The 14,376-nt window shown below is 56.1% G+C and carries 13 protein-coding genes; 4 read left to right on the top strand and 9 right to left on the bottom strand.

Going from position 1 to position 14,376, the window contains the following annotated elements; all coding sequences use genetic code 11:
* The first annotated feature begins 1 nt into the window (after window position 1).
* From AB4Z25_RS14725 to AB4Z25_RS14715, 3 genes are all read left to right on the top strand, one after another.
* The gene (locus AB4Z25_RS14725; protein ID WP_112386824.1) at window positions 2-1,168 is read left to right on the top strand and encodes a mandelate racemase/muconate lactonizing enzyme family protein; all 1,167 of its coding nucleotides are present in this window, start codon (window positions 2-4) and stop codon (window positions 1,166-1,168) included.
* Window positions 1,169-1,232: 64 nt separating this feature from the next.
* Window positions 1,233-2,594, top strand: a complete 1,362-nt coding sequence (locus AB4Z25_RS14720) for a mandelate racemase/muconate lactonizing enzyme family protein (RefSeq protein ID WP_112446056.1) — start codon at window positions 1,233-1,235, stop codon at window positions 2,592-2,594.
* 17 nt (window positions 2,595-2,611) lie between these two features.
* Entirely contained in the window at window positions 2,612-3,811 is a 1,200-nt protein-coding gene (locus AB4Z25_RS14715; RefSeq protein ID WP_112386826.1) for a mandelate racemase/muconate lactonizing enzyme family protein, read from the top strand.
* Window positions 3,812-4,505: 694 nt separating this feature from the next.
* Here the strand turns inward: AB4Z25_RS14715 and AB4Z25_RS14710 are convergent.
* The 5 genes from AB4Z25_RS14710 to AB4Z25_RS14690 all read right to left on the bottom strand — a co-directional run bounded on the left by AB4Z25_RS14710 (window position 4,506) and on the right by AB4Z25_RS14690 (window position 9,040).
* Window positions 4,506-5,690: a low temperature requirement protein A gene (locus tag AB4Z25_RS14710; RefSeq protein WP_310300502.1), complete on the bottom strand. Its 1,185-nt coding sequence runs from the start codon at window positions 5,688-5,690 to the stop codon at window positions 4,506-4,508.
* A gap of 120 nt (window positions 5,691-5,810) precedes the next feature.
* On the bottom strand, window positions 5,811-7,115 hold the full coding sequence (locus AB4Z25_RS14705; protein WP_442208358.1) for a PQQ-dependent sugar dehydrogenase: 1,305 nt from the start codon (window positions 7,113-7,115) through the stop codon (window positions 5,811-5,813).
* Between the two features lie 34 nt (window positions 7,116-7,149).
* Window positions 7,150-7,587 carry a DUF2231 domain-containing protein gene (locus AB4Z25_RS14700; RefSeq protein WP_112386829.1) on the bottom strand — a complete coding sequence of 146 codons (438 nt, stop codon included), beginning with the start codon at window positions 7,585-7,587 and terminating at the stop codon, window positions 7,150-7,152.
* 421 nt (window positions 7,588-8,008) lie between these two features.
* Complete coding sequence (locus AB4Z25_RS14695; protein WP_112386830.1) at window positions 8,009-8,236, bottom strand: DUF6894 family protein; 228 nt, start codon at window positions 8,234-8,236, stop codon at window positions 8,009-8,011.
* Window positions 8,237-8,314: 78 nt separating this feature from the next.
* Window positions 8,315-9,040 carry a Crp/Fnr family transcriptional regulator gene (locus AB4Z25_RS14690; protein WP_442208316.1) on the bottom strand — a complete coding sequence of 242 codons (726 nt, stop codon included), beginning with the start codon at window positions 9,038-9,040 and terminating at the stop codon, window positions 8,315-8,317.
* A 1,188-nt stretch (window positions 9,041-10,228) separates the two neighbouring features.
* On the opposite strand from AB4Z25_RS14690, the gene AB4Z25_RS14685 reads away from it, so the two are divergent.
* Window positions 10,229-10,522 carry a DUF982 domain-containing protein gene (locus AB4Z25_RS14685; protein ID WP_112386831.1) on the top strand — a complete coding sequence of 98 codons (294 nt, stop codon included), beginning with the start codon at window positions 10,229-10,231 and terminating at the stop codon, window positions 10,520-10,522.
* A 197-nt stretch (window positions 10,523-10,719) separates the two neighbouring features.
* Here AB4Z25_RS14685 and AB4Z25_RS14680 read toward each other — a convergent pair whose 3' ends face one another.
* From AB4Z25_RS14680 to AB4Z25_RS14665, 4 genes are all read right to left on the bottom strand, one after another.
* Window positions 10,720-11,052: a sunset domain-containing protein gene (locus AB4Z25_RS14680; RefSeq protein WP_442208315.1), complete on the bottom strand. Its 333-nt coding sequence runs from the start codon at window positions 11,050-11,052 to the stop codon at window positions 10,720-10,722.
* 959 nt (window positions 11,053-12,011) lie between these two features.
* Window positions 12,012-12,368: a hypothetical protein gene (locus AB4Z25_RS14675; protein ID WP_112386834.1), complete on the bottom strand. Its 357-nt coding sequence runs from the start codon at window positions 12,366-12,368 to the stop codon at window positions 12,012-12,014.
* 727 nt (window positions 12,369-13,095) lie between these two features.
* The gene (locus AB4Z25_RS14670; protein ID WP_112386836.1) at window positions 13,096-13,284 is read right to left on the bottom strand and encodes a hypothetical protein; all 189 of its coding nucleotides are present in this window, start codon (window positions 13,282-13,284) and stop codon (window positions 13,096-13,098) included.
* A gap of 175 nt (window positions 13,285-13,459) precedes the next feature.
* Window positions 13,460-13,642, bottom strand: coding sequence for a hypothetical protein (locus tag AB4Z25_RS14665; protein WP_112446054.1), 183 nt, complete (start codon window positions 13,640-13,642; stop codon window positions 13,460-13,462).
* Between the last annotated feature and the right edge of the window lie 734 nt (window positions 13,643-14,376).

The raw sequence follows: 14,376 nt of genomic DNA, 5'->3' as shown, positions 1-14,376 counted from the left end.
GATGAAAATCACAAGCGTACGGCCGTGGCTCATCAAGTCCGATGCGTCTTACTGGGGAGAATTCCTTTTCGTGGAGGTAACGACAGACGAGGGGGTGAGTGGCTGGGGCGAAATAACAACCACGACGAAGCTCGCCAATCGCGCGCTCTGCACAATCCTTCGCCAGATCGGTCAGGCTCTCAGAGGCGAAGATCCCGCCCGTATCGAATATCTGTGGCACAAAATATTCCGCAGCTTCACATACATGGGCAGCAGGGGTGCTGCGGTCGAATGCGTAAGCGCCATCGACATCGCTCTGTGGGATATCCGCGGCAAGGTCCTCGGCAAGCCGATCTACGAGTTACTTGGCGGGCCTGTGCGCGACGAGATCGCCCTCTATACCCATCCCAACCAGGCGAAATTCACCAGCAAAGAGGCTGTCATCCGCGAAATTCGGGATATTGTCGATTCCGGCCACACAGGACTGAAGTTCGATCCGTTCCCTCATCAAGGCCGCGGTGCCGATGGAATCGCGCGTGAACAGCGGGACGGTTATCTCGACGGCAGCATGACCCGCAGGGACGAACGCGAAGCCGCCGAGCTGACGGAACTGATCCGCGAGACAGCAGGCCCGGACGTCGACATTCTCATTGACGCCCACGGCCGGTTCGATGTCCCAACCGCCATCCGTCTTTGCCGCAGCCTTGAAGAAGCAGGCCAGATCGACTGGTTCGAAGAGCCTTGCCCACCCGAGAGTCTAAACGCGCTCAAACAGGTCCGGGAAAAGGTAAATGCTGCAATTTCATGGGGGGAACGTGGTCATACCAAGTGGGACTTCGTTCCCGTGCTCGAAAACAAGCTCGCCGACTACATCATGCCGGATGTCACCTGGACCGGCGGCATTACCGAGCTCAAAAAGATCTCGGCGCTGTGCGAGGCCTATTATATCCCGGTCTCCCCGCATGACGCCGCCGGCCCGATCAACGTGGTTGCGGGCGCGCAGGTGATGATGACCGTCCCGAACTTCTACAAGCTTGAGACGTCGGAATGGAACCTCGGCAAATATGATCACCTTATCGACCGGCCGCTGGATGTCTCGAACGGCAATCTCAGGCTTGCCCAAAAGCCGGGCCTCGGCGTCGAGATGAACCGCGACTACCTTCAAGACCACGAGATTGAATTGGACTGACCGACGTTTTCGGCTGTGTCGGCCGTGCGGCGACAAGCCCTATCGACTAGCGAGGAATCAAATCATGCGAGAGGTAGATGGAGCGGAAGAAGCGCTCAATCGGATAAACTTGAATTCAAAACCGTCCGAACTTCGCATCACGGATATGCGGGTCGCCGAGATCAACGGTGCCCCGTTCACCTCTGCGCTTCTCAAGATCTATACGAACCAGGGAATTGTCGGGTTCGGCGAGGTTAGAGACGGGGCTAGCGCGACCTACGCTCTTATGCTGAAAAGCCGCTTGCTGGGGGAGAACCCCTGCGACATCGATCGCCTGTTCCGGCGTATCAAGCAGTTTGGTGGACACGGGCGCCAGGGCGGTGGCGTGTCGGCGGTTGAAATTGCTTTGTGGGATCTTGCCGGCAAGGCCTATGGCGTTCCGGTCTACCAGATGCTTGGCGGACGATTTCGCGAGCAGGTGCGCGTCTATTGCGATACCGACGCCACCGTGCCGAGCGGCACGGAGACCGGAAAGCGCCTGAAGCAGCGCATGGAACTCGGTTTCACGTTCCTGAAGATGGATCTCGGGCTGATGCAGATTGCTGATGTGCCAGGAGCTGTCGTGTTTCCCGCAGGATCGCTCGAGGGATACCGCAAAAGCCCGGTGCGTGGGCCGCTGAAAACCATGGATGAGCGCCGTCTGCGCAATGCCGCCTACGATCTGCACAACGTTCAGCACCCGTTCACCGGCCTCCACTTTACAGACAAGGGCCTTGACCTGCTTGAGAAGTACATCGCCGAAGTTCGTGAAGTCATCGGCATGAATATCCCGCTGGCAATCGACCATATTGGCCATATTTCGATGCAGAACGGCATTCGCCTCGCCAGGCGGATCGAGAAATATGTCCCGGCCTGGCTCGAAGACGTGATCCCCTGGCAATATGCGCAGCAATATCGTCAGCTGCAGGATTCGACCACCGTCCCGATCTGTACCGGCGAGGACATCTACCTGAAGGAGGGGTTCAAGCCGCTTCTCGACGGCGGCGGCGTCTCCGTTATCCATCCGGATCTGCTGACCAGTGGGGGGATACTGGAAACCAAGAAAATCGGCGACATGGCACAGGAATACGGTGTCGCGATGGCAATCCACATGGCGGAGAGCCCCATCGCCGCGATGGCGGCTGCCCATGTTGCGACCGCGACCGAGAATTTCATGGCGCTCGAATATCATTCGGCCGATGTCGACTGGTGGGACGACATCGTCACCGGCCTCCCAAAGCCTCTCGTCAAAGATGGCTTCATCACCGTACCGGACAAGCCGGGCCTGGGGATAGACGACGTCGTCGATGAAGTCATCTCACGTCATCTGCAGCCGGGCGTTGCCGGGATTTGGGAGCCTACCGACCGCTGGGACAACGAGTATTCCTGGGATCGTACCTGGAGCTGAAGCGAGGAGGAACGAAGATGAAGATCACCGATCTGCGCTGCGCCGTTATCGGCAAACATCCTATCGTCCGTGTCGTGACGGATGAGGGCCTCTATGGGCTTGGCGAAGTCGAATTCACGAAGTCCTACCTAAAACCGTTTGTGCTGCATTTCCGCGATGCGCTGATTGGCGAAGACCCGACCGACGTCGAAAGAGTGATGCTGAAAATCCGCCAACGCGGGTCTTTCAAGCCATATGGGGCTGCGGTCAGCGCAATAGAGCATGCGTTGTGGGATATTGCCGGCAAGGCGGCGAGCGTCCCCGTTTACAAGCTGCTCGGTGGCAAGGTACGCGACAAGGTGCGCGTCTACAATGGCTCTATCCGCCAGAAGCGCACCGGCGATCGGCCGGAGGATTACGCTGCCGACGTCAAATGGATGATGGAGCAGCCGCAGAACTTCTTTATGGTGAAGCAAGGGATCTCGTTCCATTCGAATATGAAAGACAGCATCGAGGGCTTCCACTACGGCGTAACGCAGAAGAAGGCTGGCTATCACGGCGCAATGGATCAGGGCGTAATCAGCGAGCGCGGCTTCAACCACATGCTCGACTGCGTGATCGCGATGAAGGAGGTGCTGGGCGATAAGGTCAGTCTAGCGCTCGACTGCGGGCCGGGCTGGATGCTGCCGGATGCGATTAAGTTCGCGCGAGCGGTGGAGAAGTACAATTTGATGTGGCTCGAGGATATGTTGACCGGGGACTATGTTCCCTGGGTCAATCCCCAGGCCTATCGCGAACTGACCACCTCCACCTCGACACCGATCCATACCGGTGAGCAAATTTACCTGCGGCACAATTTCAAGGAATTGATCGAGACGCAGGCAGTGCGCGTCATCGGGCCGGATCCAGCTGACATTGGCGGCATTGCCGAACTCAAATGGGTTGCCGAGCATGCGTACATGCACTCGATCCTGATGGCGCCGCATGGCACTGCCAACGGCCTTTTGGGCCTAGGAGCGCTGATCAATGTCTGCGCCACCTTGCCGGCAAATTATGTCGCATTCGAATATCCAAGCGCCTCCGACGCCTGGTGGGAGGATCTGGTCATTGGCCTGCCGCCGAAGATCGTAAAGGACAGCATGGTGGACGTGTTAGAGGCTCCGGGCCTGGGCGTCGATATAGATGCTGAGCGTGCTAAGAAATATCTTATGGAAGAGGATGCGGATTTTTTCGCCTGAACGTCCTCGCCTGACGTGGAAGCTCCTTTCGTAGCAAAGAGATCGCCATCGCGGAGAACTTCAAACGAAGTGCGGGCGCAAGTTGGCGTCCACGCCATTGACTGCGATCGACCCGTGCGAAGGTTGGACATCGCACGTGCTGGGCCGATAACCAAGTCTTTTCAGCAGCGCGTTTTGATCGATGATCTCCGCGTTCAGCTCTGGCTGTCCTTGAGTGCCCGACTTGCTGTGGTCCCCGATATGTCTTGCGAGAGCGCGTAAGGTCGCTCTAGGCTGCTGTTGCATCATTTGTTGATTTTGCTGCCCACGTCTGATGGTCAAAGTGTCAATTCAAACCTGGAAAGCCAAAAACGCAATCAAACAACTGTCACAAGCCGCACTATAGTGCGCTATTTCGTGCCCTGAAGGGCGACTTAAAGGCCTGCAGAAGATGACCTTAGCTTGCGGGACATACAGTTAGTTCTGAGCGCAGAACCACTTTTGCGGGATTTAAAATGCAAGGTTGAACAAGATCCTGCCCCATTGCAAGGTGCCGCAATTTCATCGCGCCATTGTGGCAGCCATTGCCCTACCGACGCTCGGGAGCCTGCCCACCGGAAGTCACCAAGCTCGCGGACAAGCGATCGCGGCTTCCGCTCTAACGCCACGGATCTCTTTGCTCATCGCACGGGTGTTGCGCAGCGCGAGGCGGTTTTTATGCCGATTGCGCAGATGGCCGGCGAAGCGCAGCATACTCCCAAGCGCCTGTGGCGAGCAGTGCCGCCGTGGCGGCGATGTTCATACCGTAGAGCGGCAGCAGCGGCGTAGCGATTGCGATTGCCAGAAGTCCAACGAGGCCTGCGGCATGCGAAAACGGTATCCGCTCCGCCGCGGCCAGTTTTAGCCAAATGTTTCCACATAGGAACAGGAATGGCCCCCCGGCGATTGCTGCAGTGGCCCTCAGGTCAGCTTGCTCGTGAGGGTGCGAGAGCGCAAAGTCTTCGCCAACCGCTGTCAATATGATGCCGGCGACGATCGGCAGATGACCGTAGGTGAAAAGATTGTGCGCCACAGCTTCCGGCTTGGATGTCACCTCGGCCTTTTCCGCGGCCTCTTCTTGGCCCTGGTGAAAATAAATCCACCACATGGCGACTGTGGTTAGAAAGGCCCCACAAAATACCAAAAAAGTTAAATCTGTGCCCATGTGTTCGGCAGCGTTACGCCCGGTTGTCAAAATGGTCTCGCCGAGGCAGATAATGACGAACAAAGCGCAGCGCTCAGCAAGGTGCTCACCGTTCAGGTGCAGCGTTTCCTTTTCGGATCCTCCCAGGCCTGGAAAGCGAAACCGCAACAATGGCGCACTATATTCCAGCCCCAGAGCAATGCTCCAGATGGACAGCCGCCATTCGAATGAAGCCAGCCCGCCTCCGATCCAGAGCGTTCCGGCAGCGCATGCCCAAACGGTGATGCGAAGGAAGGTGGAAGCCGACTTGGGATCATGACGGCGAAATGCGAACCATGCAAAAAGTGACCTTCCGATCTGCATGCCAACGTAAATGACGGCAAATGGCAGAGGATGGTCACCGAAAGCTTCAGGAAGGGCGATAGCCAAGAGAATACCCGCAAACATGAGCGCGAACAAAAGTAAGCGGACAGGCTCGCTGTCGGTATTTAGAAGGTTTGTGACCCAGGTCGTATTGATCCAAAGCCACCAGATCGCCAGGATGAGCAGTAGGGCTTCTCCTGCGGTCGCTGAGGTGAAATCCTCCGCAAGAGTGTGGGACAACTGGATCAGCCCGAATACAAAGACGAGATCGAAAAACAGCTCTGGGAAGCTTGCTTTCGACTTTTCCGCGTCCTTGTCACGGAGCCAGGCCCGGCCAGATTTTCTCGCCTTCATTGAGATGTCCATCGACCAGGGTTAGCGTTGCCAGCGGCCCTCATTGTTATGTGGTTCTCCTTTGGTCGCAGCGAAACGCCAATGTGGGCAACTCTTGCCCTCGCAAACCAGTGACGCGCTTCAAGGCTTGGCCGTCACTCGCCACACCTTGTTTCCGACATCGTCGGCAATGAGTAAAGCGCCGGTTTTATCGAGCGTCACGCCGACCGGCCGGCCTTGCGCCTGTTCCTGATCGTTCAAGAACCCGGACACCACATCCTTCGGCGCGCCACTGGGCCTTCCCTCTGAAAATGGCACGAATATCACCTTGTAGCCGTTGAACGCATTGCGGTTCCAGCTGCCATGCTCGCCGACAAAGGCGCCGCTTCGATATTCTTCAGGCAAGCTCGTGCCGTTAGAAAACGCCATGCCGAGTGGGGCGACGTGGGAACTGAGCGCATAATCGGGGACAATCGCTTTGGCGACGAGGTCAGGCCGTTGCGGCATGACGCGCGGATCGACGTGCTGGCCGTAGTAACTGTAGGGCCAGCCATAAAAGCCGCCCTCTCTGACGGAAGTCATGTAATCAGGCACCAAGTTTGGTCCGAGCTCGTCACGCTCGTTGACCACCGTCCAGAGAGCCTTTGTCTGCGGTTCGATGCTCAGCCCATTTGGATTGCGCAAACCGCTTGCGAAAACGCGGTGCATTCCCGTCTGCCGATCGATTTCCCAGATCGCTGCCCGGTCTTTCTCCGCCTGGATGCCGTTTTCCGTAATGTTACTGTTTGAGCCGACACCCACGTAAAGCAGCGAACCGTCCGCGCTCGCCGTCATGCTTTTTGTCCAGTGATGGTCGATTGGCCCTCCAGGAAGATCTGTTAGTACCGTGCCAGGCTCGGTAATTTTTGTCTCGCCCGGCGTATAGGCATAGCGCACAACCGCGTCGGTATTGGCGACATATAGATCGTTTCCGACAAGAACTACGCCGAAGGGCGAGTTCAAATGATCGAGGAAAACGTCTTGAATTTCGGCCGTCCCATCGCCATCGGCGTCTCTCAGCAGCGTGATGCGGTTGCTTTTGCCGCTGCTTCCGGTTCCTCCAGTCGCGAACGACTGAACTATACCCATGATCAAGTCTTTTGGACGCTTCGCTGACACCTCGGGAGGCGCCACTGACTCCACCGCCAATATATCACCGTTGGGCAACGTATACACTGAGCGCGGATGCTGTAATCCGGAGGCAAGCGCCTTTACTTCAAGACCGCTCGCGACAGTCGGCACTTTGCCGTCCTTCCATCCTACGACCTTGGCTATATGCATTGGCGGAATCAGATATTGGGATTGATCGGGAAGCTTTGGATCTGGCCCGATCTCTGCGTTTGGATCGGGCTCATTGTCGCTGCAGGCGGAAACCAAAAGGGCAGTCGAGGCGAAAAGTGTTGCCATAACAAAAAGGCGGGAACGTTGGCGCGCCATCATATCAATATCCTCTGGCGAACCGCCGCTCGGTGATGGAGCCGCAAATCGAAACCACCACGATGAGCACAAACGCCACGATCGACAAAGCTAGACCGAGGGGAACGACCGACGTCCAGGCATCGCGGCTATGGATCAGCGCGTTTACAAATGAAATAGCGAAAATCGCGATGCCACCAAGAACGTAGAGCGCTGAGGCGAGCCCGGCGAAGCGAAACCGACCACGCGCGAGATCAACAAGACCGGCAAGGAGGGCAACACCGCCGGTGACCAGCCCGGCTGCCAGAAGCCATGCAGAGAAATTCGCCCAGGTCATTTCTGCCGTCTGCCAATACGCAGTGTCAGTGAACAACGCACCAATGAAGCACGCCGCTGAAAAATGAAGCGGGATTGAGCGAAGGGATGGTTTGTAGATGGGGATGGAGGCTTCTACGGGGATCATGGGTCTATCCTGAGGAACGTCTTCGCGTTCTTCACAAACCACCACCGGTCGCAATTGTTCCCGCCCGTCATCGAACCGAGAAGCCAGCACGCAAGTTAGCTACGGCCACATAGACACGCTGTTTCGCGTGGGGGATGTTACAGCCCGGATCTCACAGGACGCAAACCAAGCCAGACATTTCTTTATCAGGCAAAATTTATAGTTCACTGGCCGCAGCGCGTGCTGCGAGAAGTCATTTTTCAAGGTGCAATAAGATCTTGGCGATCGGCCGCAATTTGCTACTATCCGATGATAGGTTCCACGGAGCAATGTGCCGGGGCCTCATCACCGCGCAAACGCACTGCCATTGAACGGGAAGCCGCTCTGTGGCCTCGCGAGGTCGATTTAAGAACTGATCCATCCGGTGTTTAAGCGGTACCGATCAATGCAGAACATCTTTGAAGTCAATGCGGGCAACAATGTCACCTGACTCATTCGTCAATTCAAACACCTGGTCTCGAAGGGCGGCACCGGTCCTCAAGCGCTCGGCAATCATTTCCCGCGCATTTGCTTTTGCCTCATCGATCGCGGCTTCAAGCGAACCGAGGTCACTACCTTCCGGATCTGCAATAAATGTTTCGCCATCTCGAATATTAAAAAAATAGCGCATGTTCTGCTCCGCGGGTCAGTGTCTTTTCTTGGAAATATCTCTTTTCCGAATGATGTGCGCTTCAGATTGTTCCGAGTATTATTCGGTTTCCCTATGCGCGCGGCCGATCAGCCTTTCGAATTCCTGTTCAGGGATACCATAGGATCCAGCAGCGAATTCCTCCAAGCCTTTCCGATCGAGGACAATGATCAAGCCACGATTTGAGCGGATCAGCCGCTCGCCCTCAAGCACGTGCAACGCCGTCGTCACACTTGGGCGACGTGTCCCAAGCATGAAAGCGATATATTCGTGCGTGATATCGAGTTCGTCTGAGCGGAGACGGTCGTGACACATCAAGATCCACCTCGCTAGGCGCTGCTCGATCCTATAGCGGGCATTTGCGAGCGCCGTATAGGCGACCTGTGTTGCGAACACATGCATGTACTTGATGAACGGGATCTGCAGTGAGGAACTCCTTGCCGTCAACTCCCGCATTACTTTGATTGGAACACGGTAACCCAGGCCAGCAACATGCATCTCAATCAAGTAGGGGACGATGTCATCGCCGATGATCGTCGAAGTTGGAACAAAACCTTCCGATCCGAACATCCCTGCCTCCGCCGACCTGTCATTCGGTGAAACGGTCATCACCGCGCCGATGCCCGACTCCGGAAAGTAAAGATACTCAAGTCTGCTGCGCGGCCGGGCGATCTCGAAATGTGCAGGCAGCTTAACCTTCTCAAGATACGGTTGCAGAAGCGTGAAGTCCGCGGGCATCAATGCGGCGAGCATCCGGTTGCCGACTTCGTCCTGGCGAAAGGTCAATTCAAACTCCTCAAGGCGTTATCGACGAACGAACGCGGCTTAATGTTAGCAAGACGCATTGTCTCAAAAAGCCACCGCTTCTTCCGCCAGTGACCCGGAAAACGGCCCGTTGACCTTTAAGAGCGCGATGGCGCAACCAGCGAGGTCCGACTGTCTTTTCCGGCGGCGATCGATACGGGTTGCATCTGACGTGCTTCGCAATCAACGAACATCCTAATATTTCCACTGTTCTGCTTGAACACAGCAGATATTCAACGAGTAAACAGCAGGCTGCGACAAATGTTCCAGTTTCGCGGCGTTGCAATCTCCGCCCAACGCGAAGAAGGTGGACTATCGGCAAATTTCGATCATCGTAATTTCCTTATGCCAGCGTCACGATAATACCCTTGACACGCCGGGGGACATCGCTGCGGTTAAAGTATGCCCTTGATCCGGTGTTCAGAGATCCATCCGGCTTCCTCCGCGCAGTCCATCAGCGGCTTCAGGATCGACAGCGTTTTGTTGCCAAAACGATGTCCCTTTTACTCTGTCGTGCGATTGTGTACCGCCTATCGCAGATGCAGTCACCCGGCCAGCAGTCGCAGCGGAAGTAGCCGCGACCGTTACAAGCCAAGCATTTCGAAAGACGATCAGTCATTCGCGTGCTCCCCATTGATTGCAGGAAGTGCCGAACGCTCCAGCGCTAGCAAGGAAGGCATCGTACTGCAGGCCGCCGCGGGATGTCTTACTCAAGAACTGCCGCGATCTTTTCGGCCGCCGACACTAGGATCTGGTGACAATGTGGAGGCGAGGGCCGGATAGCTGAGATTGGCATATCCAAACACGCTCGCCATACCTTGGCGGATTACCTGAAAGACGCCTTAGAGGATTTGGCTGTGCATCGGGGCTTTCATCCGGGGTGTTGTCCCGGTGAACATTCTACAGTGCGTAGTGGATATTGTGGTGATTTGCACGAAGCGACCACCAAATCAGGCCGCCTTCGGGTTGTCTTTTTCGTTTCAGAGATCGGGCCGCCTTCCGTTGCAAAAATACGGTCTTGCGAAGATGAGCCTGATGGCCAAACTCGCTTGTGACCAGCGAGAACGCTGCGGCCCACCACCCATTAGGTGCGTTAAAACAGGTCTTGATTTTCCGCCGCCTTCTCCTAAATCTTGCGCCGTCAAACACGCAACGAGGAAGGAGATGGCCATGGCGAACACCTCGTTTGACGCTCCGTTGTTCCTGAGGAAGCGGCATTATATTCAGGAACTCGCTAGCCTCGAAGATGTCTTTGACTTCCTCGACGAATGGGCGGAAGAGCAAAGAGATGCCACCTATGAGGTTATTGAAAAGGCTTGCCGCATGGCGGCCCAAGGTATCTTTCCTTTGCCAGCGTTCAGGGAAAACCTTCGTCGGTTCCTGATAAAGCACCACATGCTCGCAAACATTGAAGAGGTGCCCGTTGTTGCCAAGCGCCAGAGCGATCGGAACATCGGCTCGTAGGCGCCTTCATAGACACAGCGCAAATTCCACGCCCGCCGCCCTTTCATTCCGGTGGCGGCTTTTCACATCAGGAGATGCCTAGCTTCGTCATAGGATATGGACGCAACGATAGCGGCCTCATCGCAGCGTGGACGGCGCACTAGGCTTTATGTAGTGGACATGGCGGTGATTTGCGCGAAGGGATCCTAGGTTTGCGTCTAACTGCGCGCGCGTCTCCAGCCCGCCGCGCGCGCCTCGGCCTCTGAGCAGAACCACCGTTCTCCATACTGGGGATAAATCTTGGTCTCTTCGTAATATTCCTGGCCTGGCACATGGTAAATGTGTTCTCGGCTTTGGATGCTGATGTTGCCCTTGATGTTGCAAGCACCACTGAGCGCTGATGTGGGGGTGAGAAGATTGACCGCATCGACGGCACCGTAACCAATCACGCCTGCGCCGATGACAGCCAGATAGAACGCCTTCATCGAGAAGAGCGGTGGCGCCTGCTTCACTCGGTATCGTGGGGCCGGAAATGAGCGGTGTGTCGGCATTCCAGAAGGATGCCGTGACCATGCGGGAACGCAAGGAAAAGTTGAGCTCCGGGTAAACTGAAGGTTGGCAATATCATTAAAAAGCCAAGCTTCGGGCGGCATAATCACAGAAGTGCTACGGCGCTAGATGGTAGCTCTCGGGCCGGTCAAGCACATTGCCGCGATGGTGCACCAACCGACCTACTAGGCGGTTCGCTTTCGTCTAGGCTTAACGGGCTTGACGGGCTCAAGCAGGACCGTAGCGGCTCTCTCCGCGTCGCGGGCTAAGCGCAACTCCCGCAGCTGCGATGTCTTCTTATCGCGAGCGGCATCCTGTGCAGCGATGATCGACATGGATTCCGTATGGGTGGCTTGTGCTTTGGTCGCTGGCTTGTTCATCACCTATAAGTAGTGCGCAAAATGAATCTTTCAATGGTTGGTAGGGACTAGGCGGGCGCGGGAAGCCTCACTGAGGCCATAAGGAAACGTTTCCGCCACGCCTCGTGAGCGAGGGGCGCTTACTATACGCTTCGGGGCCACCCATCAGACCCAAATGAGAGACCAGCGTCGAAAACAATTCCGAGCGCTCCCGTTAAGCCGCCCCTTTTAGCTTCGGCCTTGAAGATCGAGAAAAAGGCCCGCTCTAAGGCGGGGCGGGTGTGCGTATTGGAGTGTGTTGAGGCGATTACAACGCAGCCGTCAGAGAACACACCTGCGTTTACAGGCCAGGGATAGTGAACGGCGTCAACCTTCGCACTGCCACCATTGGGGATCTCAAAGCAATGAACCAGATGCTTGTGATGCTTGTCGCGGTGGGAAGACGCTCGGCGCGATCTGACGCTGCCTTCGTTCATGACAACTAAGAGCCCGATCAAGCAGCCATCCGATGTTCGGTGGAGCTAGAATGATGGTAGAACTAGATGCCGTGAGGCGACACTCGCCATTCGATGAGACGGACCACACTGACGCTATCCCTTGACCTACTGGATCTTCTCTGTACCCGATGGCGATGTGACCTGGGTTGGCCCGCCCCCACTGCCGCTAGGCGACGGCGATCGGTCTGTTTTTTCCGGCGGACGTGCACTGCCATCGGCCGCGTTATTATCGAATGTGCCTGCTCCGGATGGCTGTGTGTTTATAGGATCGTTCGATGTCGAGGCCGTTGGTTTGGCATCCGTGTCAATGCTTTCGCCCCATATACCGAGGCCAGCCCAGGCGATCAGCGCAAGCACAAGACCACTGATCAGCACGATCAGGACTGGCCTGCCGCGGTTTCCCTGCCTTGCTTGCGTGGCGGTTTCCGTCACATCTCTTTGGTCGCCATCGTTTCTCGTCATTCTGAAATCCTTCGAGCGAGCTGGAATTTCGCGGCCACCACATCGGAAGGCGCTATGTCCTAAGCTAGTCGTTGCCTGAAGGTTCCCGATATCGCACCAATGCTGTACGGGTTTCCGCTAGATCGGTGGGATTTCCTCCGGCGACATTATGGACCGCCCTGAATATCTAAACCGTGGGGATGGTCGGCCCGGCCGTCGAAGGTTGATCTATCCAGTGAGTCCGCGACCGGCATCGTGCGTCATACGTCGACGTAAATTGTCTTGAGTTCAAATTTTGAACGGCTAGCGTCAACGATCGCTGATGGACGGCAGGTGTACTTCAACTTGGTGCCGATCTATTTCGCTAAGCGTTAATATCTTTTCCTTCCAGAACGCCTCCGCCTCCGGAGTGTCCTTGTCCCAGGAACGGACACTAACTATGTTGTCGTCGATATTCGCAAGTCTGCGTCCGCCTAAGCGCACATATTCCTCTGCAAGTTTCCGTGATGTGCTTGTCATTAACTTTCTCCTTCACAAGGAAACACACGTGCGCATCAACAGTTCCTGCTCCGACCTATAATTGCATACCGACCACCTATCATAGCAAAGATCATGCCGGCATCGATCGGCTGTCCGAGACGCTGGACTGCGGGGTGTCTTACTCGTCGCCTGCACTCATCTTCCAATATTGATCGAAGCCGCGAAATGTTTCGCTGCCCCAACCGTTACCGAGAAGAAGTCGAGACTGTCAGCCGGAAGACGATCGGCCCGCAGCCTCACGCTGAGCTTTCAGCCGTTCGGTTTTCTCGCGGCGCGCGTCGATTTCCGCCCCGATGGTCGCCATCGCCAGATCGTTCGTGGTATCGAAGCGATCGCGGCGTTCCTGTGCCGTTAAGGTGTTCCGGCGTCGGATGTGTTCTGGATCTTGTTTGGACATGCCATCGAGCTAGGCCGCCGTCAGAAAGCGGCAAGCCGCGGGTCGGCAAGCGTCCTATACCGTACAGTTGATTAATCGGTAGTGGATAGCCGTAAGATAGTTGCCGGTCGGCGTCTAAGGGCCACGTCAACAGGCCGAGGCGAGTACGACCAGCGGCATAAGTTCGTGTGCTAGTTCACCCACTACCCGGTGACACGCTCTCATCCCCCTTATCGGGTAACGAACCTGCTCCAGGCGTCTTGGTTTCATCCTGAAGATGCGGTTTGTCATGGGGTCCGGCTGGCGGATTATCCACCCCATTGACCGGCTTCTTTCCAGTCTCCTCTATTGCCTGCTGGGCCTTCGTGTCCTTATTCATCTCGCAATCCCTTTCATCGGCCTGATTAAATCCCTGGTCGCTTGGATAGTTCCGCGCTTAGCCCGTGCGCGATCGCCACGCATTCCGCTTCGGCGTAATTTCGGATGCCGGGATTCATAGCAACCGTGAACGCGAACTTTATGATTTTAATCAGCCGATCAGCAATTTTAACAGTGAGCGCGCAACATTCTCTGGCGGCGGGAACGCTGTGCAGGAAATGCGACACCGCCGTTCACCCGTGTTCAGGCCTCCGCCCTTCAATGTCCTCCTTGCCCCGAGGTCTGGCGCGCTGGCCACACCTCGTAGGGGCCACGCTCGCAGAGTTCCAACGTCTTGGCATCGACGGCTTGGCCCGCTAGGTGCAACCGTGCCCAGTCGCTAATCCACTCGATTTTGGGACGAACGTGTTGTCTTTCGGGCAGGTCGGTGTTCGTCTTACGCTAAAGCCGTCGGCGCACCATGCCCTGGCGGCCTTGACTATTGCCTTGCTCTGAGCCTTCGTCAGGCCATGATCTGCCGTAATCTTATCGTTGTTATTTTCTCCCCATAGATCCCCCTTCAAATTCCTGCCGTCCGTCTTTCCCGCTGTCATTGACGTGCTGCGGCACGATCAGGCTCAAGCTTCAGATTTCCACAGTTTGTGAGATCAGCAGCGCGGAGCTAATCGAAACAAGGCTGTTGAGGTCTGTTCTCCTCCCTCGAGGATGGAATTGCTTTACCTAGGATTTTTTTGA

It is taken from the genome of Rhizobium sp. RAF36 (assembly GCF_052114105.1).
In the GTDB taxonomy this organism is placed as follows: Bacteria; Pseudomonadota; Alphaproteobacteria; order Rhizobiales; family Rhizobiaceae; genus Rhizobium.
Note: the sequence above shows the minus strand (reverse complement) of the source record. Positions and strands in the feature narration are given on the sequence as shown.